This is a genomic window from Citrobacter sp. CK202, from assembly GCF_030333225.1.
In the GTDB taxonomy this organism is placed as follows: domain Bacteria; phylum Pseudomonadota; class Gammaproteobacteria; order Enterobacterales; family Enterobacteriaceae; genus Citrobacter_B; species Citrobacter_B koseri.
This window is the reverse complement of the sequence record NZ_JAOWGI010000020.1, coordinates 127,598-152,381: the sequence shown is the minus strand read 5'-3', so window position 1 is coordinate 152,381 and position 24,784 is coordinate 127,598. Positions and strand designations below refer to the sequence as shown.

At 43.9% G+C, this 24,784-nt stretch carries 25 protein-coding genes; 9 read left to right on the top strand and 16 right to left on the bottom strand.

Annotated elements, in window-relative coordinates:
* Positions 1 to 3 precede the first annotated feature (3 nt).
* Both OGX84_RS04320 and mcrC read left to right on the top strand, forming a co-directional pair.
* Positions 4 to 1,392, top strand: a complete 1,389-nt coding sequence (locus OGX84_RS04320) for an MrcB family domain-containing protein (RefSeq protein WP_258525187.1) — start codon at positions 4 to 6, stop codon at positions 1,390 to 1,392.
* Positions 1,385 to 2,434: a 5-methylcytosine-specific restriction endonuclease system specificity protein McrC gene (gene mcrC / locus OGX84_RS04315; RefSeq protein WP_112001252.1), complete on the top strand. Its 1,050-nt coding sequence runs from the start codon at positions 1,385 to 1,387 to the stop codon at positions 2,432 to 2,434. Before OGX84_RS04320 ends, mcrC begins: the two co-directional genes overlap by 8 nt.
* Positions 2,435 to 2,440: 6 nt before the next feature.
* Here the strand turns inward: mcrC and OGX84_RS04310 are convergent, their stop codons facing one another.
* The 3 genes from OGX84_RS04310 to OGX84_RS04300 all read right to left on the bottom strand — a co-directional run bounded on the left by OGX84_RS04310 (position 2,441) and on the right by OGX84_RS04300 (position 4,702).
* Complete coding sequence (locus OGX84_RS04310; RefSeq protein ID WP_112001253.1) at positions 2,441 to 3,088, bottom strand: HNH endonuclease; 648 nt, start codon at positions 3,086 to 3,088, stop codon at positions 2,441 to 2,443.
* A 111-nt stretch (positions 3,089 to 3,199) separates the two neighbouring features.
* Positions 3,200 to 3,466 (bottom strand): hypothetical protein, encoded by a 267-nt coding sequence (locus OGX84_RS04305; protein ID WP_112001254.1) that lies wholly within the window; start codon positions 3,464 to 3,466, stop codon positions 3,200 to 3,202.
* Between the two features lie 87 nt (positions 3,467 to 3,553).
* The gene (locus tag OGX84_RS04300; protein ID WP_112001256.1) at positions 3,554 to 4,702 is read right to left on the bottom strand and encodes a type II toxin-antitoxin system HipA family toxin; all 1,149 of its coding nucleotides are present in this window, start codon (positions 4,700 to 4,702) and stop codon (positions 3,554 to 3,556) included.
* Between the two features lie 559 nt (positions 4,703 to 5,261).
* On the opposite strand from OGX84_RS04300, the gene OGX84_RS04295 reads away from it, so the two are divergent.
* The gene (locus tag OGX84_RS04295; RefSeq protein WP_112001259.1) at positions 5,262 to 6,161 is read left to right on the top strand and encodes an SMEK domain-containing protein; all 900 of its coding nucleotides are present in this window, start codon (positions 5,262 to 5,264) and stop codon (positions 6,159 to 6,161) included.
* Between the two features lie 328 nt (positions 6,162 to 6,489).
* On the opposite strand, the gene OGX84_RS04290 is transcribed toward OGX84_RS04295, so the two are convergent.
* The 10 genes from OGX84_RS04290 to OGX84_RS04245 all read right to left on the bottom strand — a co-directional run bounded on the left by OGX84_RS04290 (position 6,490) and on the right by OGX84_RS04245 (position 15,555).
* Positions 6,490 to 7,155: a class I SAM-dependent methyltransferase gene (locus tag OGX84_RS04290; protein WP_112001260.1), complete on the bottom strand. Its 666-nt coding sequence runs from the start codon at positions 7,153 to 7,155 to the stop codon at positions 6,490 to 6,492.
* Positions 7,156 to 7,851: a hypothetical protein gene (locus OGX84_RS04285; RefSeq protein ID WP_286457452.1), complete on the bottom strand. Its 696-nt coding sequence runs from the start codon at positions 7,849 to 7,851 to the stop codon at positions 7,156 to 7,158.
* A 407-nt stretch (positions 7,852 to 8,258) separates the two neighbouring features.
* Entirely contained in the window at positions 8,259 to 9,944 is a 1,686-nt protein-coding gene (locus OGX84_RS04280) for a tyrosine-type recombinase/integrase (RefSeq protein WP_112001262.1), read from the bottom strand.
* A gap of 402 nt (positions 9,945 to 10,346) precedes the next feature.
* Complete coding sequence (locus OGX84_RS04275) at positions 10,347 to 11,336, bottom strand: restriction endonuclease (protein ID WP_502873613.1); 990 nt, start codon at positions 11,334 to 11,336, stop codon at positions 10,347 to 10,349.
* Between the two features lie 94 nt (positions 11,337 to 11,430).
* Entirely contained in the window at positions 11,431 to 12,261 is an 831-nt protein-coding gene (locus OGX84_RS04270; RefSeq protein WP_286457449.1) for a DUF4942 domain-containing protein, read from the bottom strand.
* Positions 12,262 to 12,374: 113 nt separating this feature from the next.
* Positions 12,375 to 12,695, bottom strand: coding sequence for a TA system toxin CbtA family protein (locus tag OGX84_RS04265; protein ID WP_286457448.1), 321 nt, complete (start codon positions 12,693 to 12,695; stop codon positions 12,375 to 12,377).
* Positions 12,696 to 12,731: 36 nt separating this feature from the next.
* On the bottom strand, positions 12,732 to 13,055 hold the full coding sequence (locus OGX84_RS04260) for a type IV toxin-antitoxin system YeeU family antitoxin (protein WP_286457446.1): 324 nt from the start codon (positions 13,053 to 13,055) through the stop codon (positions 12,732 to 12,734).
* 32 nt (positions 13,056 to 13,087) lie between these two features.
* On the bottom strand, positions 13,088 to 13,558 hold the full coding sequence (gene radC, locus OGX84_RS04255) for a RadC family protein (protein WP_286457445.1): 471 nt from the start codon (positions 13,556 to 13,558) through the stop codon (positions 13,088 to 13,090).
* A gap of 70 nt (positions 13,559 to 13,628) precedes the next feature.
* A complete protein-coding gene (locus tag OGX84_RS04250; protein ID WP_286457443.1) occupies positions 13,629 to 14,450 on the bottom strand; it encodes a DUF932 domain-containing protein in 822 nt (273 codons plus the stop codon).
* Positions 14,451 to 14,598: 148 nt separating this feature from the next.
* The gene (locus OGX84_RS04245) at positions 14,599 to 15,555 is read right to left on the bottom strand and encodes a hypothetical protein (protein ID WP_286457441.1); all 957 of its coding nucleotides are present in this window, start codon (positions 15,553 to 15,555) and stop codon (positions 14,599 to 14,601) included.
* Positions 15,556 to 16,080: 525 nt separating this feature from the next.
* On the opposite strand from OGX84_RS04245, the gene OGX84_RS04240 reads away from it, so the two are divergent.
* Positions 16,081 to 16,728 carry an inovirus Gp2 family protein gene (locus tag OGX84_RS04240; protein WP_286457438.1) on the top strand — a complete coding sequence of 216 codons (648 nt, stop codon included), beginning with the start codon at positions 16,081 to 16,083 and terminating at the stop codon, positions 16,726 to 16,728.
* Positions 16,729 to 16,822: 94 nt separating this feature from the next.
* On the top strand, positions 16,823 to 17,041 hold the full coding sequence (locus OGX84_RS04235) for a helix-turn-helix transcriptional regulator (protein ID WP_286457436.1): 219 nt from the start codon (positions 16,823 to 16,825) through the stop codon (positions 17,039 to 17,041).
* A 219-nt stretch (positions 17,042 to 17,260) separates the two neighbouring features.
* Here the strand turns inward: OGX84_RS04235 and OGX84_RS04230 are convergent, their stop codons facing one another.
* Genes OGX84_RS04230 through OGX84_RS04220 form a run of 3 tightly spaced genes read right to left on the bottom strand, consistent with a single transcriptional unit; the run spans position 17,261 to position 19,784 of the window.
* Entirely contained in the window at positions 17,261 to 18,046 is a 786-nt protein-coding gene (locus tag OGX84_RS04230; protein WP_286457435.1) for a hypothetical protein, read from the bottom strand.
* Positions 18,047 to 18,057: 11 nt separating this feature from the next.
* Complete coding sequence (locus OGX84_RS04225) at positions 18,058 to 19,062, bottom strand: GTPase family protein (protein WP_286457433.1); 1,005 nt, start codon at positions 19,060 to 19,062, stop codon at positions 18,058 to 18,060.
* A 38-nt stretch (positions 19,063 to 19,100) separates the two neighbouring features.
* Complete coding sequence (locus OGX84_RS04220) at positions 19,101 to 19,784, bottom strand: WYL domain-containing protein (RefSeq protein WP_286457431.1); 684 nt, start codon at positions 19,782 to 19,784, stop codon at positions 19,101 to 19,103.
* A gap of 646 nt (positions 19,785 to 20,430) precedes the next feature.
* On the opposite strand from OGX84_RS04220, the gene OGX84_RS04215 reads away from it, so the two are divergent.
* From OGX84_RS04215 to OGX84_RS04200, 4 genes are all read left to right on the top strand, one after another.
* Positions 20,431 to 20,811, top strand: coding sequence for a hypothetical protein (locus OGX84_RS04215; protein ID WP_353654422.1), 381 nt, complete (start codon positions 20,431 to 20,433; stop codon positions 20,809 to 20,811).
* A 369-nt stretch (positions 20,812 to 21,180) separates the two neighbouring features.
* Positions 21,181 to 22,737, top strand: a complete 1,557-nt coding sequence (locus tag OGX84_RS04210; protein ID WP_286457427.1) for a class I SAM-dependent DNA methyltransferase — start codon at positions 21,181 to 21,183, stop codon at positions 22,735 to 22,737.
* Positions 22,727 to 24,043: a restriction endonuclease subunit S gene (locus tag OGX84_RS04205; protein WP_286457424.1), complete on the top strand. Its 1,317-nt coding sequence runs from the start codon at positions 22,727 to 22,729 to the stop codon at positions 24,041 to 24,043. Before OGX84_RS04210 ends, OGX84_RS04205 begins: the two co-directional genes overlap by 11 nt.
* Entirely contained in the window at positions 24,040 to 24,783 is a 744-nt protein-coding gene (locus OGX84_RS04200) for an abortive infection family protein (RefSeq protein WP_286457423.1), read from the top strand. Before OGX84_RS04205 ends, OGX84_RS04200 begins: the two co-directional genes overlap by 4 nt.
* Position 24,784: the final 1 nt, after the last annotated feature.

Genomic DNA, 24,784 nt, shown 5'->3' with positions numbered 1-24,784 from the left:
CACTTGATAGCTGAACTCATCAAAAATTTTCTTAAGCAAGCAGACGAAAAATCATCACAAAGCACGTCTTCATACAATAAAGAATATCGTAATCTAAAAATAACGCTGAGCTTTGGAAAAGGAAGTTACGCAGATGTCCCATGGATCGCATTTCTTGGTGGTGGGCAAACACCTTCAAATGGGATTTATCCTGTAATATTATATTATAAAGATTACAATGAATTAATCCTTGCTTATGGTGTTAGTAGTATTACAAAACCAGAACTATCATGGGAAGGGTTGCCGCCTAAGACCATCACCATTAATGATTACTTTAAGGAATACCATAATAAACCTGCAGAGAAATATGGCACTTCATTATTTCACTCTGTTTACCAAACCAATAATGAAGTTGATTATAACTCTCTAGTATCTGGACTGAATGAAGCAATTGATAAATATAATAATTTAATAAACAAAAAAAATAATATCAACAAGTTAAATAACAACCAAAAAGAAATTACCACATATAATTTCAATAATGCCAGTGAAGATTTATTCCTTCCAACTGACACACTCAACAAGATAATTAAAAAGCTTAACAACAAAAAAAACATAATACTACAAGGTCCTCCTGGAGTTGGTAAATCTTTTATTGCCAAGAGATTGGCATACCTCCAAATTGGAAGTAAAGATATTAATAAGGTTGGTATGATTCAATTTCATCAATCTTATAGTTATGAGGATCTTATTCAAGGCTTTCGACCTAATACGACCGGTTTCACTAGAAAAAATGGTATTTTCTATGAGTTTTGCCAGAAAGCTAAAGATGACCCCGAAAATAATTATGTATTTATAATTGACGAAATTAACAGAGCGAATTTGAGCAAAGTATTGGGTGAGCTAATGATGCTCATTGAAGCAGACAAAAGAGGCCCCGAGTGGGCAATCCCTTTGACTTATTCTGAAGATGAAAAGGACACTTTTTTCGTCCCGGAAAATATATTCATTATAGGATTAATGAATACTGCAGACCGTTCTTTGGCTGTTGTTGATTATGCATTACGTCGTCGTTTTTCATTTATTGATATAGCACCGGGATTCAATACTGAGCAATATCGCTCCTATATGTTATCCAAAGGTGTAAGCGAAGAAGTTATTAACCTCATTCGTACCAGCATGCACAAATTGAATTTAGAGATTGGTCATGACAAAAATAACCTTGGAAAAGGATACATGATTGGCCACAGTTTCTTTTGCCCTTCGAGTAATATAGAAAAAGGATTAGACTATGAATGGTATAAAGAAACCATCATGTCTGACATTGGCCAATTATTAGAGGAATATTGGTTCGATGAACCAGAAAAATATGAAAAATGGTTAAACATACTCTTGGTGAATATCGATGAATGAAAACACCATTCCAATTAAAAACATTTATTACATGCTCTGTTATGCTTGGGGGTATATCAGGCAAGCAAAAACAATAAATTTATCGTCGCTAAAAGGAGATAATATCTATGATCTTCTCAGCATTGTATTAATACAAGGAACGCAGCATATTTATAGAAGAGGATTCGAGTTAGGATACAAAAATCATAATGATATTCTAAGCGGTGTTAAAGGAAAAATTGACATAACAAATACAACCAAGCGTTTCTTAACACATAATGGTAAATTGCATTGTGTCTTTGATGAACTCACCGTCGACGTTATTACAAATCAAATAATAAAAAGCACGCTTAAATTATTATATACAAATGAAAATATTGATAATGACTTAAAATTAAAAATTAGTTCTGTGTTGAAGTGTATGCGTCCTATTAAAGAAATTGACTTAAACTCAAAAATTTTCAGAATAATACAACTCAATGGCAATAATAAATTTTATAAATTTATTATTGCCATTTGTCAATTAGTATACACTTCATCTTTTATATCGCAAGAAAAAGGCCATGTTAATTTTTATGATTTTATACGAGATGAACATGAAATGTCACGGATATTTCAAGAGTTCTTGTATCAGTTTATGAAAAAAGAATATATTGGCTGGAGTGTAAGCAGGCCGCATATAAAATGGGATGCTTCTAGTGATACTGATCCAGAATTGAAACTCTTACCTAGGATGGAAAGTGATATAATAATGTCAAATGCAGATAAAACTATTATCATAGATGCCAAATACTATAAAAACATGTATGCCAACAGGTACAATAAAGCAAAATTCCGCTCAAACAACCTTTATCAATTAATGTGTTACTTGCACAATTACGATTTTCAAGAAACAAAACAAAATAAGAACACAGGTGGCATGATTATATATCCAATGACAGGAGATAGTGTTAATGAAACATATACAATAAACAATTACAAAATTACTCTCAGAACTCTTAATCTCAATCAGGAATGGAACAAAATCCATGATGAATTATTAAATATTTTCATCACTCCTTGAATTAATCTAATAGTTCAGAAGAAGAAAGGCCCTCAACTCCTCAGGAGAAAATGGCGGGCTCCGTCGATGTAACATGGCATGGCAATTAGGGCAGACGGGAATAAGATCTTTTTTGGGATCCAGAGAGTAATTCTCTTTGATGTCTGATAGCGGAATCAGGTGATGTATATGGATAAAACCTTTCGCTATCTCGCCATATACCTTCATCATATCAATACCACATACTTTGCACAGACAACCGTGCCAGGCTAATGCGGCCTGTCGGGCCTTACGGTCGCGTTCATAGCGGTTAACCGTTACCTGCGTAGCCGTACCTTCAGTAAATACGCTCTGCGGTGGCAGTTCATCAGGAAAAATACTGATGGCGGGCTTCTCGTTACCCATATTTTTCTCAACGATCTGAAACCCTTGTTCGGTAAGCAACTTGACGCATTTCGACTTGATACCACCGCTAAAATCTTCAGGAGAAAACTCAACGCCTGTCATATTTGAAGCAGCAATACCGACTATAGCTTTCGGTGGATAACTGCGCCCTTCAAAGACCACATAATACATCCGGGACTCGCTGAACTGGTGGCGTACACCTTCATCATAGGCGCGCATAGCCGCAATAATGCATTCCCTGGAAAGCTGGTCTGGCAGTTTCTTCTTCATTTACAACTCATCATCCCTGAAACGACATATGCTAACTCTTTATTTTATAGCATATTAATTTAGCCAGTGATAAACAGCACTCTTCAATTTCGCGTTACCGGGATACGGGCATCAGTGCAGCGGTAGCGTAACGTAGCGGCAGAGAAACCGCGCCTCATGCTGATTATCCAGCCGTAGCTGAAAGATATCGTGTGTATCCTGCACGGATGCATCCTCACGCCACGCCAGCAGACCCTGTTGGTTCATACGAATAATAATCTGATCGGGCGTTTCGCCCTGATTCAATGCTTCGACTACCTGTTGCAGGGGAAGCGGTAGCGTCTGAGCAGGCCACATCACTTCAACACTTACGAGCTGGCGGTGTGTCCGGGGTGACATCGGTAGTTTCCTCCATGGCTAGAATTTAGCGGTTCATTAGCCATGAAATAGGGGCATTTTTTACTGTTTCAACTACTGCCGAGATGGCTACGGAATACGCGCTGACTGATGCCTTAATCCTTCAAAAATAGCTTCGCTTATGTGCTCTGGGAATCCTGCAGGTAACATCGTTTCCACTTTTGAGATCACCGATTCAGTTCGTTGTTTCATCTCCGCCAGCAATTGCTCAACTTGCAAAACGGGAAAGCTCACTTCTCGCGCAGTGGAAAGAAAATGACGGGGCATGATTGTACTCCAGTGAAAATGGCGATTACGTCCGGATAGCGCCCTCGCCATTTTAGCTTTTCTGGGAGGAATACCTTTCGGGTGCATCAAAGGGTAAGCAGACATTACATCGTAAAGCAGGGCCATACGGTAAGCACTGTTTGGTTCAAGGAATACGCTGAAGTTTTTGGCATGGCCATCAATTGCCGCCAACATCCAGAAAAAGATCTGACTTCTGAAAAACAAAATCCTGTCCTCAAGCGGTTGTTGAGAACCCAGTAACAAATCCATGCTTCTGGCGATTCCTGGCCCACCATCAGATTCATACTTAAGTGCCGGAGCCACGCCCAATGCCTGACAAAAGTCTTCCGTTGGCAAACGCATCAGCCACTGACCATCTTTAGCCCATCGCCGATCGAAACGTTCAACAATCAGTATCTTTTGTTGCCCAAAATACGCAACTCGGGTATCCGCAACGGGAAAACCAAACTCAGCCGCTATTTTTGAACACAGCCACTCATTTTCAACGCTCTCGCGAAGGTCAATTCCGTTATTGGCGATATAGCCAATAGGTAGTTTAAAAATATGGCTTGTCGGTGTGCTCCCGCGTGGCCTGCACCATTGATTATTCCACCAGAGCAGAGCTGTTTTTTCCTGTGCACCCGCCAGTGAAATACGGAAATCATCGACCTCTGCCTGCATACCCAATGGGGCATCTTTGTATCCCTGCAGCAGATGTTCTATTTCGTTTTCAGTTAAGGGTTCGGCATCCACTCTCTGAATGGATGGAATATCGGTTTCATAAGGCCAAAGCTGTATAGCCCCAACACAGTCCATCCCAATATGTGCTAACAAGTCGAAAGGTTGCTTCGTGGGCGCATGGAACCGCGCCTGAATCCGGCTACGAATTTGCTCGCTATCTGGCAGAAGATTCTTAATTGAACATAGCTTCACTGTCGTATCCATGTACATCGGTATCACCCCCAAAAGATATCGTTAACAGCACTGTGCAGAAAACTGTGATTGACCACCCAAAAACTCTATCAACATGCTCCGGCAATATAGTGATAAAATTTATTTTTTTAACATATGGCGAAAACATGTTTATGGCATCGACATGTTTTGGCTATATGTTGATAAAGACAGTTTTTATAAACATATGGACGGGATGCATGAAACGTCTCACCAGTCTTCGCGCCTATGTGATCTAATATTTTTATGCTTGAATGCCATCCTATCTAACAAACCACTTTAAGTAGGTCAAATGTAAGTTGGCCGACCTTCCTCATAAGACAGATTTGTTGTTCCTTGCTCATAGCAAAGTTAGCAATTTCCTTCAGGCCCTTCTCTGCCAGAGGTGGACATGTTTCACAACGGAATGCATTCAGCATAGTTAGTGGATTTGCACGAGGGTTTAGTTTTTGAGGAAATTTGATAAAATTGTAAAGCTTGTTAATATAACAACAAGAGATTAAACTAACAGTCAAATAAACAAGCCCTCCTCCTATTTAATTGAAAAGGATTATTAGCTATGATTGACCCACTTATTAGAAACTTACAGAGTGACATTGCACTACTTCAGCTTTATATCGCGCAACGCAAACAGGCTGGCTTTCATGACATGGAAAGAATGATTGAGTCATTGACCATCTTTATGTTTCGCGCACTAAAAATGGGTGAGCTTGAGAACATGAATCAGATTAAAGTTAACTTTCCCGCCATTGATTTAGCTGACAATCAAAACAAAATAGCAGTTCAAGTTACTACGAATGCAAGCCCGACAAAAATTAAAAAAACCATTACAGCTTTTGAAAAGACAAATGAATTAGGTGTGAGTCTCAAAGATAAATACTCTATTTTATATATATTTGGTTTTTGTAAAATATCAAGAATCTCAGTTCCAAGTTATTGTAAAATAATCGACCCCAGCTATTTCGTGAATGAACTTTGCGATAAAGCAGATGAAGATATGATCCATGATATGCTCGATGCTATTCAACGCCATCAGGATTATACGTCATTACACCCATGGAATGATAAAGACTCACTCGAAATAATACTCAATGTTATTAATCGCAATGCAATTAAACACCGGATGAGTTGCGAAGGCAGCCTATCTGATATGCTTACCGGTTTAAAGGAAATTAATGAAGTAATTACAAAAGGAACAATCCAACGTAAGAAACGTTCAAAATCGATATCTGACTTCAAAGATCAAAGCATGGTTAAATTCCTGAGAGGTGTAATGGATGATCTGTCTGTTATTCAAGCTATAGTGAACAAATCAAAAGTTAACCAATATGATATGGTTTATATCAGCTATGAAGATATGATCAGCATTGATAAATTAAAAGCTAAAATAGCAAACAATTCATCAGAGATTTCAAGTCAAAATAATATTGACATGACACTAAACATTGTTGATTTATAATTAGTGACTTAATAATAACATATAATGGTTAGCAGAATTCATTGAATAATTATTATTTGGAGGCTCTTTATTGTTTATCGACTTTCGCTCTTCGCTCATAGTAGTCCTATTGGAATAGGCAGCTATGTACAAGAAGTTGTTAACATAAGCGAGCATAACTATTAAAATTAGGAAAAGCACGGAAAAGCTTTGTACTGAACTTTACCAATGTTTTTTCAAAATGTCTGTAAACCGGCAATAGCTTGAGGGTGCGGGTCATGTTGACCCGACCCCAGAAAGCTAATAAGTAACAAGTAAATTACACCTTCTAACAATTTATTGAGATATACTAAATATGTTTATTTTTACCAACAATCACATATGAACTGCCTGCTTTGCTCCATGACCTTATTATTACTAAATTGTTATCTAAACAAATTTTACTTACAACATTCTCATCCAACAAGCCATAATAGGAAGCACTGCGAGAATTTTGGTATATATAACCATGCAAATGTTTAATTCCACTCTCATACTTCTTAAAATAAGAGCTTTTGTATTGATTGACAATCATTGCCTCACCATCACTCTCTAATAATTCTCTAATCGCACTGATAATTTTGTAAATTGTGGATTTACATGGAATTGCGGAAAGCACGTTTGCGCAAAGTATAAAATCATAATTACTCGTTATTTTATCTATACTTTCAAAAGGAACAACATTAGCATTTTTATAGTTATTAGCCACATACTCTGGAATTGTGGTTTGTACACCCCTGATAATTTGCACTCTTTCAATTTGTTTTCTGGAATCTAAAAATGTTACAGTCTCAAATTTATTTACCAATTGTTCTGAATATCTAAGCTTCCCACATCCAAAATCAAGAGCTCTGCCACTTTTAATAGAGTTTTTAATATAGTTGCAGAGATAGTTAGATGGCATGGTATATGGTTTGGCTGCATTTTCTGAACGTATAATCATTTCATTTATCTTGTAATTCAAAACTAACCCCATTTAAAGAATACTGTTATTATTAAAGAATTCCTTTATTTTATCATCAGGTATCTGTCTTACTTGACTTTCTGTTCTTGGCTTAACAGATGCTATAAAAATAAGAAAATTGAAGGCGGCAAGTAAAATAATCCACAACCAAAGGTTATTTAAAGAACCAGTAACAGAGAATAGATTAGTTAATTTAGCGAAACTTATTATCAAAACAGTAATAAATGCAATAACTGTATGTTCAAAAAAAAACCAGAAGTAATATACTTTGTTCCAAAAAAGCTCAACATAATGTTTATCTTTCAACTCTTTTACTTCTGGATAATAAAGTTTACTCATTACCTTGTAAGATTCATCACTAGTTAACTTTCTCGTAACTCCGGCGATCATCGCTAATGGCTTAATAATTAAGTGATTATCCCATGCTTTTCTTATTCCAATAATTTTTGCCACGTTATTATGTAGATCTAAAGCTCCACTAATTACGGACCAAAAAATTGAAAATGCGATTGGTAAAATACCGAATGTTAATATCCACTTAATAAACTCTTCGTAGTCTTTAATGGGTGGGATGTACTTGGCATTAATGCCAACCAATGGGATGTAGCCATAAATAACCAATGATAGATAAAATATGAATGTAGTAATAAAAGTTGCCTTATGGAGCATAGGCAACATTTCATTATAACTCTTTGGTGGTTCTAACATTTCACTCTCCAAGCATTCAAAAAGCTCTAACTTTCTATAATCACACAATTCAACTAACGCATTTAAAGCATAATTATTACTAGTTAATTAATTTAACACTGCGATTTTATCTAAATCTTTTTGATTGATCTAGTCCTCAAAGAAACCTACTGCACAAATATCTATTCTGACTGCATCCACTTTTATGTTTGTCGCATCTACACCAGCACCTGCAATGTTTTAAGCAACCAAAATTCACCATCAGTACCAACACTTCGATTTCCATTGCTCACTCTTAGCGGACGGTCAAATTTAACTACCCACGGGGAGTGCTAAGCTAAACCACAGTCATTATTTTTAGTCTACATAAATGCCGGGTTGCTTTGCCCTGATGCCCTCTGTTATGAACAGCCCTGCTCCAAGGATGACTAAATACCAGCATCCCCCGCCTCCACCTCATCCTGCGCCGCCATCAGGACCAACTCAGATTTTGATACCAGCAAATCTTTCGGCTTCCCGCCGCGTAACCTGCGATTTGCCAAACCAAACCAGATAGCCAACCCCCACGGGGTCTTACGTTCTTTGAACAGCGAGAGAATAAGCCTGACAACCTTAAGAGGCCGCATTTTCTCATCAAGAACATAGTCAGGATATAAATCCTCCCCGTCGATCTTCAGCGAGAAAATCTTACCTGCGGCTTTCCAACCTTTCGGACCAGCCTCAGGATCGACAGAACGGAAACCCGCTTTTGCCGATAATTCAGACGCCGTCAGCCAATCCGAGTCAGCGAGTATTCTGGCTTTCAGCTCCTCCAGTTGCCGGTCATTGCGCTCCTGGAAGCTTATATGGTCGAGTGCGCCTCCCGGCGATTTTTTGAAGCCATACGGCACCACATGCCTGAACCGGTTTGCATCCAGATAATCCGCCCACCACTGCATCATTTCCCGGCGTTCTTCGAGATGCTGCGCCTTATGGATATACGCCGCACGAACGCGCTTGCGCTCCTGATGGCTCATCTGGCGCTCTACCGCGTCGCTTGACCACAGGCCCGACTCCACCAGCGCGCTACAGGCCATAGTGCGAAAACCGTGGCCGCAGACATCTTTCTGGGTGTCGTAACCCATCACCCACAGCGCTTTGTTGATGGTATTTTCACTCATTGGTTTGCGGTAATTGTGATCGCCGGGGAACACCAGTTCAGTTCCCGGTCGGCAATGCTGCCGCACCTCGTGCAGCAGTTCGATGGCCTGATGTGATAAAGGCACCAGATGTGGAGATCGCATCTTCGCGCCACGCGCAGAATACTTAACGCCGGGGATCGGCTCGCGCTCGGCGGGAATGGTCCACATGGCGTTATGCAGATCAATTTCATCCCAGCAGGCAAAGCGCAGTTCGCTGGAGCGGATGAATAGCAGTAGCGCCAGCTTTACCGCCAGTTGAGTCAGCTTACGTCCTTTAAAGTCGTCAACTCTTTCCAGGAAATCAGGGATGAGATTAAGATCCAGCGCAGGGTGGTGACGCACTTTGGGCGTGGAGACCGCGCCAGTTAAATCTGATGCAGGGTTATGATCGATAATGCCGTTCTGGACGGCGTAGCGCATCACGCAGGCAGTGCGCTGCTGAAGCCGGGAAGCGACATCCAGTTTGCCCGCTTTCTCCACCTCTTTGATGGGTACCAGCAGGTCTTTGACCTTCATTTTGGTAATGTCGCAGCTACCGTTTGTGGGAAAGACGTAAAGCTCGAAATAACGCAGCACCCGCTTCTTATGTTCCGCCGACCAGGTCACGTTGCTGGAGACCCATTCGCGCGCCACGGACTCGAACGTATAAAGGGGCTCTCCACCCCGCTTTTCCTCTCTGCGTTTTTCCGCCGGATTAATGCCTTCTAAAATAAGCCTTCTTATATCCGCTTGCTTCTCCCTTGCCAGTGCGAAAGAAATAAGCGGATAAGGGCCTAATGCCATACGATTCTCTTTGTTTCCAAAGCGAAATTTCAGATACCACAGCTTAGATCCGCTGGGGTTAACCTGAATGTAAAGACCGTGACAGTCAGAGAGCCTGTATGCCTTGCCAAGCGGCCTGGCATGCCGGATTGCGAGATCTGTAAGCGCCATTTGGGGGGCACTCTTCTATCGAACCGGGTTTGCCCCCTTTTTTGCCCCCAAATCGCGTGGATGTCAATGGATGAAAAACGACCAACACGGAAAGACCACATAATAAATATGGTTATCAATCAAAAATAAATTATCTTTGAATTACAGACGGATATGGACGAGTTTGGACGTAAATGGACACAAAAAAAGCCACCCTTAGGTAGCTAATTATTGCATCACTTGGTGCGAAGGCCGGACTCGAATTTCACACCCAATAGACTGATATCAATGTAGTTTATAAGCAGGAATAATTATTTATACCCACACTTGTACCCACAAGTTAAAATCCGTATAAAAAATAGACATCGCGAGTGGGTATAAAGCCATACCAGTAGAACACTGATATGGCTGTCGAAGCAAGACTCAGGCAGGCAGGAACGTTTTCTTCAGAGGCACCAAAAGTTTAGTCTCGATATCAACTTGTTCGTAGTTCTCAATAAGCGCACGGACGAGATCATCAAGTGTCCAGAGCGTCAGTGGTATTGTCGAACGGTCGGCTTCATATCGAGCATCTTTCGTAAAACCCCCTGTACTGACATAAAGCCCGCGATCGTCTTTATGGCGACCGCCGATAAAGCTGCGTATCTGTTGGCTTCCCATCTGTTCCCTGCGGTGCTTTACTTCAACGATGATACGCGGATTTTCAAAACCGAACCCATCAGGTGAAGCAATGATGTCTTTACCCCGATCAGCTCCCGCAGGTGAGACCTGCGTTTTATAGCCCATACTGCGTAAAACTCCGGCAACAAGATTTTGCATCTCATCCCAGTCAAGAGAGTTGATACGATCTTTGATACCCTCAAACGCCAGCATTTCCATATCGCGAAGCGGATCAGAAACAACCTCATCTTCATCCATCGCAATTGGATTCTGAGTAATTACATCTGCAGTGGGTTTCTTATCCTGCAAAAGCTCTTCTAGCGCATATTCTGGAAGCTGGAAAACCGTCAGCGTAGAACCCAATGTGTTTTTGGTAGCAACAGACAGTCTATCGCGGTCGATTTCTTGAGTATTCCATTTAACCTGCCGAGCGATACCCATCCCCTCTTCCACCCATTCAGGATGATACTGGAAGTCTGAAGTAACTTTGCCTAGCAAATAAGTACGGTTGGCTGGCGAATAGGTAATAACCCAATCACCCTTTTGGATTTCGTTCACAAAACGCCAGACCTGCGATGCACCAGAACGCGCAGTTCCCAGCTTTGTTAAAGGGTCTGCCTCCTGGTATAAGGCGAGTAACTGAGCACGGGACAGGCCAGGTTTAACTAATGGGGCTAGTAGAGACCAACCGATACCTACAATTTGCTTATCGCGAAAATCGTCATAGAGCTTGCCGCCGTCACCGCGGATCATCCACATTCTGTTGCCCATACCCATCCCTTCATGAGGAAAAGAAATTATGCTGAATCATAAGCTTGTTAGCCGTAGGCGTCAAAACTCTCCAAAATTACTTCACTAACATTCCTGGGTAGTGTTTAGCGATAATATCGTTCATCCTCTCGACCAAATCCAGGCGCTTAAAAGTCAAGTGCGCAGTGCCCTTCTGAAAGTAGCGAACGCGGAAGTACTCATCCTCATAAACATCCTTATCCGGGTTATCTCGAATATGCGCCATCAACCGAGTAGTTATATCGCTACGGTTGTCAGGTATTGATTTACCACTCAGTAAAAACAGCATTCGCTCCAAGTCAGCCAACTGATCCCTCCGCCAACCCCAGTTAAGGCTAAAGCCCCAGCGGTTATGAGTTACCAAATTATTAATGATTATCTTCTTACCAAAGCTGCAGGGACTATTGGTTTTGTAATCCCACGACAGGCCTTTGAAGACGTTAATGATCCCGCGCTCAAAGACATCCATTTTGTTCAGATGTAACTGCTCAAAAGTACTGAGAATATTCGCCTCACTGATAGCAGGAAGATCGCCCTCCTCCAAGTTCTTGTGCCACTGGTCTCGAGCCTGCGCATCCATCAAGGCCATCATGCCGGACTTCAGCATCAAATCGCGCCAGATACTGCAGTCGATATTGCGGGTAACGGCAGGCATCGCTTTATCAGCCTTCTCAATCAGCCAACTATCGTAGCGGTGCCCTGACTTCATCGCCCAGTCTTGCGCCGTACCACCGCCAATTTCTGAGGTTAGCCTTGAAATGGCATCAAGCTGCTGGATGAGCAGTTCAATCTGCAGCAGTGCTGCATCGCGGCCAGAAACTACTCGTTCGATATTGGTCGAAAGGATGAGTTCATTGTGTTCCGTTAACACTTCGGGTTCTGTTTGCATCGTTTATCGTCCATAAAAGCAAACACGCCTGCCGGGAGTGGCAGGCGCATTATGCGATGAATAAAAAAGGTGGAAAGTTCAGAGGTAAAAATCAGGAATGAGGCTCGAAGAATTCAAGTATTTATTAACCCAGTAGCTCGCCTGGCTCTAAGAATGTCGGTGGCGGTCAGGAACGGTGTCTGCTCCTGCCAAGTGAACCCCTTACGGTCAGTGCGCACCAGTTCATAACGCTCCACGAGGAAATTAACCGCATCGGCAAGCGTTATTCCCGCCTCGATATGTTCCAGAATGGCCGCATCGTCGTGGAATGGCGTATCGTTAAGTGTCAGGCCGTAATGGTGCTCCAGCAAATACGTTAACAGTTGCTGCCAGACCTGTACGGGCGACAGGCGTGACGAAACCGGCACCGTGGCCGGTACAGTTGGAATGTGCATGGGTAGAATCCTGAGAAAAGAAGAAGAGAGAAGGTGTTACGGGGTTGGATAAATAGAAATGTAAACGTAACCGCAGCTACCACGGGTATCAGCTATACAGGTTAAACTCGCAAGTTGAATGTTCACCTGACGTTGCTGATGTGGATTTAGTTCGCCAGCACGCAGCATATCTTCCAGTTGTGCTACAAACAGCGGGAAATCTTGGTCCAATTTCTGTAGTTGCTCTGGGGTAAAACACCCCGTCAATCCAGCCCTGTCAGCCAGGTAATGCAAACGCTTGCCCTCCTGTACCAGCCTTGCGCCAAAGCGGGGGGTAATATCACTTTGCAGTCCCCATTGGGGAGAATCAGATAACGACATAACAGTTTCCTTTTGTTGATATTTTGCCGGACCTACAGCCAACCGCGCTCTGCAAATGACATCACGTCATCCCCTACCACGAGGTGATCCAGCACACGCACTTCGACCAAGGCCAGTGCATTCACTACCCGCTTTGTGATGTGCCGATCTGCCTGGCTGGGCTCCGTTTCGCCGGATGGATGGTTGTGGGCCAGAATGACCGCAGCGGCGTTATGGCGTAGAGCCGCTTTGACCACTTCGCGAGGATGTACCTCCGTATGGCTGAGCGTGCCGGTAAACAGCGTTTCACGCTCCAGCAAACGATGCTGGTTATCGAGGTACAGGACGATAAAAAATTCCCGCTCAAGGCCCGCCATTTGCAGCTGCAGCCAGGTTTTAGTGAAGCTGGTTGAGGTAAACGACTCTCCCGGCAGGCGCTGATATTTCTCCAGCAGACGCAGGGCTCGACGGATAATGCGTTGTTCGTTAACCGGAAAAACGGGAGATAATGCGATTTCGGACATCACAGTTCCTTAAAACAAAAAGCCTCGCCGGTTTATTGGCAAGGCCTGAGGGAAGGGATAATAAAAAGGTTCATGAAGCAAGCTGCAGCATATTCTCGGCCATCACCCAGAGGGCGCGATTAAGCTTCACATCACCGTCGATACCTTTTACAGCACGGGTATGTGCACGTTTGCCTTTAGTCGTTCGTCCAGGCAGACCGCCTTTAATCAGGTTTTCCTGAATACGCTGGTAAGTGGTCCACAGGTCGTTGCTCTCATCCTGCCAGCGGCGCGGGGAAAGGATTTGCGATTCCGCCACCGGCTGATGCTCTTCACCAAAGCGATAGGTTAATGCCGCTTTCGCCATCGCCTGCTGTGCAGGCGGCGGTAACATTAGCGATTGCATGGCATCGCGCTTCTCTTCCACTCGGTCAAATATCCCCAGTACTTCGTATGCCCCTTCAATGACTTTCTCCACCACATTGCCTTTATGCGGCACCCGCACCTCACCAAAACTCTCACCGCAAATCAGTCCATTTTGGCAAACCGATCTAAATAGCCCCGGCAGCATTTGGTATGAACTGGAGCCGTCATGACTGTTAAGCAAAATAATTTCCGGTACTTGTTTGCCAGTAATCTGTCCTTCACGCCGGAGGCGCAACATGTGCTTCGTATGTTCGCGTTTGCTCTGGTCTCGGACTCTAGTCTGGCACGCAAAGAATGGCTGAAAGCCTTCACGTTGCAGGTTATCAAGCAGGGTAATGGTCGGAATGTATGTGTACCGATCGCTGCGGGATTCATGCTTTTCTTCGCTAAATACACTTGGCACATAATGCGCCAGTTCATCACGGGTTAGCGGGCGGTCGCGGCGAACGAGGTTTACAGCTCCGAAGCGGCTGGCTAAACGTGTCATTATTAGTTCCTTATTGAGATATAAAAAAAGACCATGCCTCAGAGTGAGGCATGGTCTTTTCTGGAAGTGAACGGTGAAAAAAGATTGTGTTAAATTCGGGTGAGATCACACGGATAGTACAGAGATAAAAACGACTGTAATTTAAATATTACCAGCCAGCATTCTGCTTCCTGATAGCCCGGTTGAGCGTGTCCAAATCTTGTATAGTTTTTTCTTTTACTGTGTAGGTGGTTCCATTCTGGTCAATAGTGACTGATTTCGGAAAATGATCCTTTATGATTTTAACCGTTGATGGGTGACTAAAAAATCGATATCTGAGACCTATGCCGCTAATAAAGTCTCCCTCTGATGGGGTCGCCAGTTCATCTGGTGATTGCGGCTCATACAAAACCCCGACAAAAAAACCGCCCCCACGCATGCCTTCCAGCCCATTAATATACAACTGGTGTGAATGTTTTTTTCTGTTCCATCCATTTTTGGCCATGTCATGAAATGTTCTGTACTTAATGTTGTTCAGATCGAACAAAAGCGCTTCATCGTCGTTTGATCTTTTAGTATGTACAGGAATCACCTTGCATGAATAATCAATTTTCACCTCGAGACCGTCAGCAGTGTGTTGTCTATATTTTACTGTTACCTTTCCGATAAAAAATAAAAATAACGCAGGTTTCCATTCACTATTATCAGGGACATGAAGTTTTGTCTGTAGGTATGCAATTACTCTTCTGAGTATATCCCTCTTATTTATCGCTTCCGCAGGCTTTGGCACGTCACTAAAAATGATGTAAGGAAGCGTTTCGATAAAACTTCCTCTTTGAAACAAACGATGAAATGCATCGGTTGCCCCCCTGGCTCTTCCATCAATAGTCAGATTATTGATTTCAAAACCTGCATTGAAAACCTTTTCCGGCACCAGGTTTTTATTCACCACCAGTTTACCTGAAGGTAAAAGTGCATCGTTTTCCATCCTGTACTTCAAGGCATCCAGAATCATATCCTGAATAACAGCTGAACTACTACTACCCGTCCTCTTCGCCAGATTCACTATCATCTGATGAAGTTCAGGATAGGAAAGATTAACCGTTATCCTTTTTTTACTTACCATCACACACTCCTTATAAGGTGCAGCACTTTTTAGATTTTAACAGTACCGCACCTTTTTAAAAACCGATTTAAATCAAGAGAGTGTTCCATACAAAAACAACTGTTTTCGGCAATACCCGGTATGGTGGGCATGAGCGACAGTAAAATGTTCATCCGTAAACCCAGGCAAGAAATAGCCCCATAATCAGTGTACCGGGATAACTTAAGAGTGGTTTTAGTCCGAATAGCGGGAGTAATAACAGCCAGAAAACCCAATACAGCAGGGGCGTATGAGGTAGCAGGTGGTGATTTCAGTGATTATTTACTGCCGGACATTAATATTATGCTTATTGTTGTTCTCAACAGTATGAGTAGGAATAGGGGTTACAGGGAAGTGGGTATAGAACCGTTAAGAGAGAGTAACGATATCAGCAGATGCTCAAGCCAGTTGTAGAGTGAGGCAGTGTTTTCTTTGATCGTCATGTACCTACGTTAAAAGTTACCGAGGCTCTCATGGGTATGTTACCCACAACATGAGAACCCGGAAATGATACTCAAAGAGTGTAACAGCGAGAAGAATGCTTACCATATGCAGCGCCTGGAAGCGCTGACAGCCTTTGTGATGAATGAACATGCCCGTGTTCTAGCTTTCGGGCTGGATTTAAGCCTGCCGCAGCATAACCAACATAAGGGATATGAATCTGCGGTGATAACCCGTTTTATTGCCTCCCTTAAGGCACAAATAGCCGCTTATCTGAAGAGACGCAGCAGAGAAGGTAAACGAATATACCCTTGCCCGGTGTATTACGCATGGGCCAGAGAGTTCGGTGAGCTTAATGGCAATAAGCATTATCACCTGGTGCTGCTGGTTAACCGTGAGGTGTTCAGTTGCATGATGCTGAAACTCGGGGTTAAGGGTGCCGGAAGAGGATTATTGCTAACGATGGCAGCTAAGGCGTGGTGCCACGCGCTGAAACTGAAGGGTAAAGCGAAGGAGAGCGTAAGTTATCATCTGGCAGGTGTATTTGAGCTAAACCGCAGAGAGGGAACCCACAGTCCTGATTATGAGGATTACCTGAAGAGGATCTGCTATCTCGCTAAAAAACGCTCCAAAGAAAATGACGACGGTGAGCGTAATTTTGGCTGTAGCCAGTTTAAGGCCAAAGCGAAAAGTAATTTATTACCGGAGAAGTGATTGTAATGACGGAGCACGCAACATGAACTTAAATCAACAGGTTAGTTCTGCGGCTCCTGTCTTTTACCCACTCAAAGACAGAAGGACAATCGTCATGAACAATCTTCCGACTCCCGATACCGACCTGATGAACGATAAGCTGGTGGATATGGTCTTCATCACCACCTTCACGGGTCTAACCGATAAGTGGTTCTACAAGCTGATTAAAGACGGGCTGTTTCCTAGGCCTATCAAGTTTGGCCGCAGCAGTCGCTGGCGCGAAAGTGATGTCAGACGCTGGCTAATGGAGCGCATAGAAGCATCCCGCCAGTAACGCCCCTGAGACTTTCTCTGTACGTCTTACCCGTAAGTATTAACCCGGCATATATGTCATGTCGATAAACGCATGACAGGGCTGTTGCTGTTCGTTATCGGCTGAATAACGTTATTATGGTCAGATGAAATACGTTTGATTCAGTTGAACATAATTAAAAGGGGGAGGTTTCTGATTATTTACAGGCATTCCCTTCCCCCGAATTTACCACAGATAAATTTAATGACTAACGGTCCAGCTCCCAGAATCGGTCACAATACTGGCTTCGAGAATACGGTCACATCTCATATATTTGAACGTGGCCACATCACCGAATTGATATTTGGCTGGCAGGGTTCTGTTACCGACACTCTCCATTTTACAGTTCCCTCTGTTAACCCGAATAGATTTCACCACCACGTTGTCATCAGTGATGGTGAGTTGAATAACGCCATATTTTGTATTCCAGCCTTCATTGCTGACTGCGCTGCCGAACTGTACTTTAAACGGAGGTGTCGTGGATTTCTGTACCTGCTGTTGCTGAGAAAGTGCAGGTTTATTCGCCTGCTGGCTACCCACGCCATTAATACCGTTCTGGAGGAGACTCCTGGAAACTTTAATCGTACCCGGTTTGCAAGATACGGTGCTGGTTTCCTGCCCGAGTGAATTCATGGCCGTGTAATAAGCATCGCCTGTACCATCATATTCCGAATAATTGACAGCAACAGCGCCTTCGATATCGTCACTTTCTCCGCGCAGCGTGAAAGAAGCGGTTCCCGCCTTTGATTTAGCGATGACAGTTTGCTTCGCCTCACCGGAAGGAATGTCCAGTTTAATGACTGAACCTCCCTCTTCGGAATCACCACCGGGCTTTTCAAAACTGATATAAACAGTATGACTGGCATGACTGAGCGTCATTTGTTCGCCGTTTTCAAGCATGCATTGCAAGTCGTAGCCTCCGTCTGCATGAGCAGACTGGGCAGCAAATAACGATATTAACAATGCAGGAACAATTAGTGGTTTCATTGTATGTTTCCTTATCCAAAAAAATGGTCCCAGGCGTTACCCGCCCACTCAATAACCTTATCTTTCCCCTTACGGGCCAGCTCTTTGACGGGACTGGGTAACGGAACAGAATCAATAACGTCGTCAAGTATTCCGGAAAGCACGCTGGCAAAGCCGCCTTTCGCCTCCGTCTTTACGTCATCGGTTTTGTACTCTTCCTTAAACTGCGAGGCTGTGCTGCTTTTAGCTCGATCAGGCAAAGCGCGGATCATCGTTTCGACCAAACGAAGAATGTTGTAGCCCTCATCGGCGGAGATAGGGATTACCGGATATCGCGTAAAGCCAAAACGTTCAGTAATGTAAGATTCTTTCTTTTCGATGTTGATGCGCTGTGCTGGGGACGGCTGATGCAGGTATGTATCCCACTCACGAAAGGGCTCGATTTTATCCACCTGGTTGAGGACGAACAAAACGCGCTCTCCCCCACCTGCAGGGAGCAGGACATTATTGTAGAAATGCTCATCGGCAGAAAAAGCTCGATCATCGCCTTTTATCACCCAAAGGATGAGATCCAGCGAGGGAAGCAAAGTACGGTAAAGACCTTCGTACTCTTCATCCCGTAAAGCATTCTCACCGACACCAGGGATATCGATTATCTTCAGCGAACGTTTACCAAAGCGTATGCGCAGCTCCTGAACCTCACGTGTGCAGGCTTCAACGTCACTGACCGCACACACTTCGCCTTGAAATAGCGCATTACACACGCTTGATTTACCTGCACCGGTCTTACCCATAACACCAATAACAGGTTCATAGTCGATAGCTTCACTGATTTTGTTAACTAGGTTTTCCCGCAGTGACTGAGGAAAAACATCGAGAATATCCCTGATGTCAGGTATGAGCGGCGGGCTATCGGCTTTTACTCCGTTGCTATCATTAAACATATTGCCCCATATTCCTGAAATTCCCCCTTCTCTTCTGGTGATGCCATTAGCATCAGTAATCATCCGGCCTACGCCCTTTACCGGGTCATCCATAAAGGTCTCCTTGCTTATGTTGAAATGAACGTTGCCAGTTACTCTTTGAAGGTGTGAATAACGTCGCTGATGAAACGAAAGTGAGGAAGAGCCGAAATAAACTCCTCACTGGCGGTAAGTGCATCAAGTTCAGGCTTTCTGCGAAAAGAGGTGTCAAGAACAGTCACAGCGTTAACGTCTTCCATCCGAAACACCTGTAGCTTTCTCGCTCGAGTAGCCACAAGGAACCAGTTTCTTGACTGGAAAATCAGGCGGCGAGGAGCCACTCCTTCGTAGCTCTTACCATTGACTAATAGCGTGACGGCTCGGTAGTCACGGATCGCTTCGGCCAGCTCCAGAAAGCATGTGGTTTGGGTGATTGGCGATGGCAGCCCTCCATGTCCGATAAGACATGGAGAGCCGCCAGAACTGCTGGTAATCAGCCGGATTAGTCTGCGGTTCTGGGCCGGAATGATCCCCGAAATACCAGAGTTAAGAATAAACGCAAATGTATTAGGTAAGTGCTCTCGACCCGTTCGCCGCATAAGTCGATAGCAGCCACTGGAATGTTCAAGATCCAGATGGATTAGACGCTGCTGAAAATCCCGCTGCAGGGTGCGCTCTGAAACACCGAACTCATTTACCAGAGCTTTCAGTTCCAAGGATTGGCCAGCCAGTAAACGGCTGATAATGACCGATAACCTGACAGAAAGGCGGTCATAATGATCATGTTGTGTTTTCATGGTGAGAACAGTCCTGTACTCCCAAAATAACCTGATATTGATATGGGAGATTATGACGTACTGGTACGACACGTTATGTCGTACCAAAGGGAGGTGAGTTGAAAAAATGGCGAGGGTAGATGAAGTTGTCTAATGCTATGAAATATAAGTTAATTAGTTGATTTCAAGATAGATTGGTCATCAAAAAAACGACAGAACCTGTCGCATTCCGCATTGTCAGAAAGAGAGTATCTGCTGCTCACAAAAATGATTTAGTTCTGAAAATAGTTATAAACCAAATAAATATCCGCGCAGTGATAACGTGTACCGTTCGCGTAGGAATGATACAACCGAACCAAATGCCGTATCAGCCAGTCCCGTCAGTAATCACCTTTGCGAAAACCATCAGCGTCATCTCCCCAAAGCGCAGTATGACGCCAATTTGAATACAGCACATACGGAGAATCCTCCATGCAAGATACAATCGCTCGCTATGATTTTTTTACTCAAAACCTACGAAAGCTGGCTTACTGATCTGACCAAACTGATAATCAGGCATGGGATATGCCATCAGAATATTTATCCCAGCCATTACCTTACACTATCCACACTTTACTTCCCTAATACCGGCCCTATACCTGGGATCGTACCAAAGTGCCTGTACCGAATGATCTATAACAAAACCAAGCCAGAGCCGCTGAGTATCCAAAATGATTTACGTCTTAGCCTGGAGACTGACGGGCAGTTACTTTTTGCCCGCCGAGGCCTTGAAGGTGCATTGCTTAGCGAATGCGTCAGACTCAAACAACGCTCACTTGCTAATGAACTGATAAGCCTGCTTCAGCAGTTCAACAACGTGGCATATCGCCATAAGCTTGTTTGGATCTTCTGGTATGACCGCATGCTCGGAGCGCCTTTTGACGACAGGCTGGAGAATATTAAGAAAATGAATGATGAAGAGATCTGCTTTTGGCTGTTGCAGCTCCAGGAAGAAAACGCAGAGTTACCCCATTTAATGGATGAATACGTGAATTTTACGAACTATTGAGGTCGACGCAGCTCCTATCCCCCAAGAGTTACACAATAAGCAACTTCGATAAATAACTCTTAACCCATTGTTATATATGATATAATACTGAATCACATTGATATTAATGAGCCTTCCAAGGGGTCAGACTTCAGCTAGCAAGCAAAAAAAATGAGCAGCGGATTCAAAGCCAATACAGTGATATTATTAGACAAAACCCTCACCACATCATGCTGAAATCAACACAACAGGAATATTCTCATTCCAAGTTCGTAGCGAACATTTTGCTGTCTGCATAGACGGTGGCAACCTCCGAACTTTATGTGAGTTGAAAAATCCTAGGGTTTCTGCCCACAGTGGTGAAAGCATTAAGTAAAAGGAACGAACAAGATGGCACTGAATGGTTCAAACAATATTAGTAAAGGCGGAGACCTTGGCTTTGAGGCTGAGCTCTTCAAAACCGCCGATAAACTTCGCGGCAACATGGAGCCATCGGACTACAAACATGTTGCTCTCGGACTTATTTTCCTCAAATACATCTCTGATGCCTTTGAAGCGAAGCGCCAAGCTCTGTTGAATGAAGATACTCTGGCCGCCGAGGATAAGGACGAATATCTCGCCGATAATGTGTTCTGGGTACCGAAAGAGTCACGTTGGTCACACCTGCAGGCTAGCGCTAAGCTACCTATTATCGGTTCACTAATTGATGACGCGATGCGTGCCATCGAGAAAGATAATGAATCGCTCAAAGGCGTGCTACCGAAAGACTATTCACGACCCGCGTTAAATAAAGTGATGTTGGGAGAGCTGATTGACCTTATCTCCGGTATTGCTCTCAACGAGCAGGGAAGCCGCTCCAAAGATATTCTAGGACGCGTGTATGAGTATTTCCTCGGCCAATTTGCCGGTGCTGAAGGCAAGCGAGGTGGTGAGTTTTACACTCCTCGTTCGGTTGTGCGGGTGCTTGTAGAAGCGCTTGAACCCTACTTTGGTCGCATTTACGATCCTTGCTGTGGCTCTGGCGGCATGTTCGTACAGTCGGAAAGATTCGTCCAAGAGCATGGTGGTCGCATTGGAGATATAGCTGTGTATGGACAAGAGTCAAATTATACTACATGGCGCCTTGCAAAAATGAACCTAGCCGTGCGGGGCATCGACTCTGATATTCGTTGGAATAATGAAGGCAGTTTCCACAAAGACGAATTACGCGACCTTAAAGCAAATTTCATTCTCGCTAATCCTCCCTTCAACGTTTCTGATTGGGGCGGTGATCGCCTGCGTGAAGATGTACGCTGGAAATTCGGTGCTCCACCAGTGGGAAATGCCAACTACGCATGGTTACAACATATCTTCTATCATCTTGCACCCAACGGTACAGCAGGTGTAGTACTGGCAAATGGATCAATGAGTTCCAGTCAGTCCGGTGAGGGCGAAATTCGTAAAAACATGCTTGAAGCTGACATAGTGGATTGCATGGTTGCTTTACCTGGACAGCTTTTCTATTCCACGCAAATTCCCGCGTGCTTGTGGTTTCTGGCTAGAAATAAGAACCCCCAAAATGGTCTACGTGACCGCCGCGGTCATGTGCTTTTTATTGATGCTCGGAAGATGGGCATGTTGGTTGACAGAACCAGGCGTGAACTTACTGATGAGGAAATAAAGAGTATTGCGGATACCTACCATGCCTGGCGTGGTGAAGAGAAAGCCGGTGAATACAAAGACGTAGCTGGTTTTTGCAAATCGGTCTCACTAAACGACATTCGCAAGCACGATTATGTTTTAACCCCTGGACGCTACGTAAGTGCAGCAGAGCAGGAAGAAGATGCCGAACCTTTTGTCGAAAAAATGGCACGTCTAACAAAGCAGTGGCGCAAGCAGCGTTCCACTTCGGCTAAGCTAGATGACGCAATCGAGGCAAATTTGAGAGGATTGGGCTATGGGGAGTGATTTAATTACACGTCCGCTTGAAGAATGTCTGGACGCTCTAATCGATTATAGGGGGAAAACGCCCAAAAAAGTAAGTTCTGGCGTTCCACTTATCACTGCCAAGGTAGTAAAATCCGGCCGAATTGAACTCCCAAATGAATTTATCGCAGAGGCCGATTACGCTACATGGATGACGCGTGGCTATCCCGAAGTCGGTGATATTGTTCTGACAACTGAGGCGCCTCTGGGAGAAGTAGCGCAAATCAAATATCTTCCCGTTGCCTTAGCTCAACGAATAGTAACATTGCGTGGCAAGGAAGGAGTTCTCGATAACAATTACCTGTTGTACCTTCTGCAATCATCACAAATGCAGGAGAAACTGATTGGACGAAGTACAGGAACTACAGTAATTGGTATCAAGCAGAGTGAATTACGAAAGGTAGAGGTAACTCTGCCGCCAATTGCAGAACAACGCGCTATTTCTCATATTCTCAGCACAATCGACGATAAAATCGAATTAAATCTCCAAATGAACAAAACGCTGGAGGAAATGGCCCATACCTTATTCAAAGCATGGTTTGTAGACTTCGAACCAGTGCGAGCAAAAATGGAAGGTCGCTGGCGGGCTAATCAATCTCTGCTTGGTCTGCCTTCCGATCTATACGATCTTTTCCCTTCCCGTCTAGTCGAATCTGAGCTGGGGTTAATTCCTGAAGGGTGGGAACACGTACCTGCTAATAAGTTAATTGAATTCAATCCTAGCGAGCCTCTACGTAAAGGAACAGAAGCTCCCTATATTGAAATGGCTTCATTACCAACCATAGGATACTGGCCCAAACATCCAGTGCTTAGACCTTTTGGTAGTGGTATGCGGTTTCGTAATGGCGACACACTACTTGCTCGAATCACCCCTTGCCTAGAAAATGGTAAGACAGCATTTATTCAGTGTTTACCAGATAATTCAGTAGGCTGGGGATCTACTGAATATATTGTGATGCGTACAAAAGCCCCCGTGCCAGCTGAATTTGGATATTTACTCGCTCGCGATGTTACTTTTCGTGCGCAAGCGATTCGAAGTATGACTGGTACATCTGGTCGTCAAAGGGTTCAAGCTGACTCCGTAGCTTCATACATGCTAGCCTCACCTCTAAACAATGGGGTCTGGGACGCTTTCTCTAAAATCATCGTCCCGATGTTCGAAAGTATCACGGCCAATTCCCAAACAATCGAAACACTTAATCAACTTCGTAATTCCCTGCTCCCCAAACTCATTGCTGGGGAACTGCGGGTGTCCAATACTGAGAGTATTGTTGGGGTAGATGTATGACTTTAGATTGGTGCCCCGGAATTCGGGAAGCATGCTTACATTGGCGTGATGCGCCAATGTTACAGCAAACATTTGAGGCGCTTGAACGCAACCTTGAACAGGATAACGATGCTTGCATTGATTGTGCTAAGACAATTGTAGAAAACATATGTCAAGTAATAGTGCAGAACTTTCATACCCCACAGACTCCACTAAAACCAGTGCAAGAAACACCGTCATTATCGGACTGGCTGACGGCTGCTATTCGAGCATTGAAGCTTGGCGATATACGAGATGACCAGTTCAAGAAATTGGTTTCAAGCCACCACAAGCTAGCCCACTCATTAAACGATCTGCGAAACAAAGCGGGCCCAGTAAGCCATGGCAAAGATCCATATTTAGAACGATTGGCAGTTCATCATCGTCGTACCGCTGTGCTAGCAGCTGATGCTATTGTTGCCTTTTTACACAAGGCTTACCTAGATACGAAGTTAGACCCTCTCAGTTCACGAGAGCCTTGGGAGCGCTTTGCCGAAGATAATGCGTTGATAGATAGTCATGTTGGACTCACTATAGAAACAGGTGAAGGTGATACCACAATCCTGCGCTTTTTGCTGCCAGGCCGAGATGAAGTGCCTATTAACATTGAAGTCAGCCGGTTGCTCTATCAACTAGATCGTGATGCCTACGTTGAAGCATTGAATGCTGCTCGTGGGGTGCAAGTCTCAGTGAGTGGACTTGAGGAAAAAGAGGGAGAATAGT

What these genes read in the sequence shown, in the direction of transcription:
- OGX84_RS04270 (WP_286457449.1), bottom strand. Translation starts at nt 12,261, where the DNA reads ATGCAAACAGAACCCGAAGTGTTAACGGAACACAATGAACTCATCCTT.
- OGX84_RS04245 (WP_286457441.1), bottom strand. Translation starts at nt 15,555, where the DNA reads ATGGTAAGTAAAAAAAGGATAACGGTTAATCTTTCCTATCCTGAACTT.
- OGX84_RS04265 (WP_286457448.1), bottom strand. Translation starts at nt 12,695, where the DNA reads ATGCACATTCCAACTGTACCGGCCACGGTGCCGGTTTCGTCACGCCTG.
- OGX84_RS04205 (WP_286457424.1), top strand. Translation starts at nt 22,727, where the DNA reads ATGGGGAGTGATTTAATTACACGTCCGCTTGAAGAATGTCTGGACGCT.
- OGX84_RS04210 (WP_286457427.1), top strand. Translation starts at nt 21,181, where the DNA reads ATGGCACTGAATGGTTCAAACAATATTAGTAAAGGCGGAGACCTTGGC.
- OGX84_RS04280 (WP_112001262.1), bottom strand. Translation starts at nt 9,944, where the DNA reads ATGGCGCTTACAGATCTCGCAATCCGGCATGCCAGGCCGCTTGGCAAG.
- OGX84_RS04225 (WP_286457433.1), bottom strand. Translation starts at nt 19,062, where the DNA reads ATGGATGACCCGGTAAAGGGCGTAGGCCGGATGATTACTGATGCTAAT.
- OGX84_RS04305 (WP_112001254.1), bottom strand. Translation starts at nt 3,466, where the DNA reads ATGTCACCCCGGACACACCGCCAGCTCGTAAGTGTTGAAGTGATGTGG.
- OGX84_RS04295 (WP_112001259.1), top strand. Translation starts at nt 5,262, where the DNA reads ATGATTGACCCACTTATTAGAAACTTACAGAGTGACATTGCACTACTT.
- OGX84_RS04200 (WP_286457423.1), top strand. Translation starts at nt 24,040, where the DNA reads ATGACTTTAGATTGGTGCCCCGGAATTCGGGAAGCATGCTTACATTGG.
- OGX84_RS04275 (WP_502873613.1), bottom strand. Translation starts at nt 11,336, where the DNA reads ATGATCCGCGGTGACGGCGGCAAGCTCTATGACGATTTTCGCGATAAG.
- OGX84_RS04310 (WP_112001253.1), bottom strand. Translation starts at nt 3,088, where the DNA reads ATGAAGAAGAAACTGCCAGACCAGCTTTCCAGGGAATGCATTATTGCG.
- OGX84_RS04290 (WP_112001260.1), bottom strand. Translation starts at nt 7,155, where the DNA reads ATGGGGTTAGTTTTGAATTACAAGATAAATGAAATGATTATACGTTCA.
- OGX84_RS04285 (WP_286457452.1), bottom strand. Translation starts at nt 7,851, where the DNA reads ATGTTAGAACCACCAAAGAGTTATAATGAAATGTTGCCTATGCTCCAT.
- OGX84_RS04300 (WP_112001256.1), bottom strand. Translation starts at nt 4,702, where the DNA reads ATGTACATGGATACGACAGTGAAGCTATGTTCAATTAAGAATCTTCTG.
- OGX84_RS04215 (WP_353654422.1), top strand. Translation starts at nt 20,431, where the DNA reads ATGATCTATAACAAAACCAAGCCAGAGCCGCTGAGTATCCAAAATGAT.
- OGX84_RS04250 (WP_286457443.1), bottom strand. Translation starts at nt 14,450, where the DNA reads ATGACACGTTTAGCCAGCCGCTTCGGAGCTGTAAACCTCGTTCGCCGC.
- OGX84_RS04220 (WP_286457431.1), bottom strand. Translation starts at nt 19,784, where the DNA reads ATGAAAACACAACATGATCATTATGACCGCCTTTCTGTCAGGTTATCG.
- OGX84_RS04235 (WP_286457436.1), top strand. Translation starts at nt 16,823, where the DNA reads ATGAACAATCTTCCGACTCCCGATACCGACCTGATGAACGATAAGCTG.
- OGX84_RS04260 (WP_286457446.1), bottom strand. Translation starts at nt 13,055, where the DNA reads ATGTCGTTATCTGATTCTCCCCAATGGGGACTGCAAAGTGATATTACC.
- radC (WP_286457445.1), bottom strand. Translation starts at nt 13,558, where the DNA reads ATGTCCGAAATCGCATTATCTCCCGTTTTTCCGGTTAACGAACAACGC.
- OGX84_RS04230 (WP_286457435.1), bottom strand. Translation starts at nt 18,046, where the DNA reads ATGAAACCACTAATTGTTCCTGCATTGTTAATATCGTTATTTGCTGCC.
- OGX84_RS04240 (WP_286457438.1), top strand. Translation starts at nt 16,081, where the DNA reads ATGATACTCAAAGAGTGTAACAGCGAGAAGAATGCTTACCATATGCAG.
- mcrC (WP_112001252.1), top strand. Translation starts at nt 1,385, where the DNA reads ATGAATGAAAACACCATTCCAATTAAAAACATTTATTACATGCTCTGT.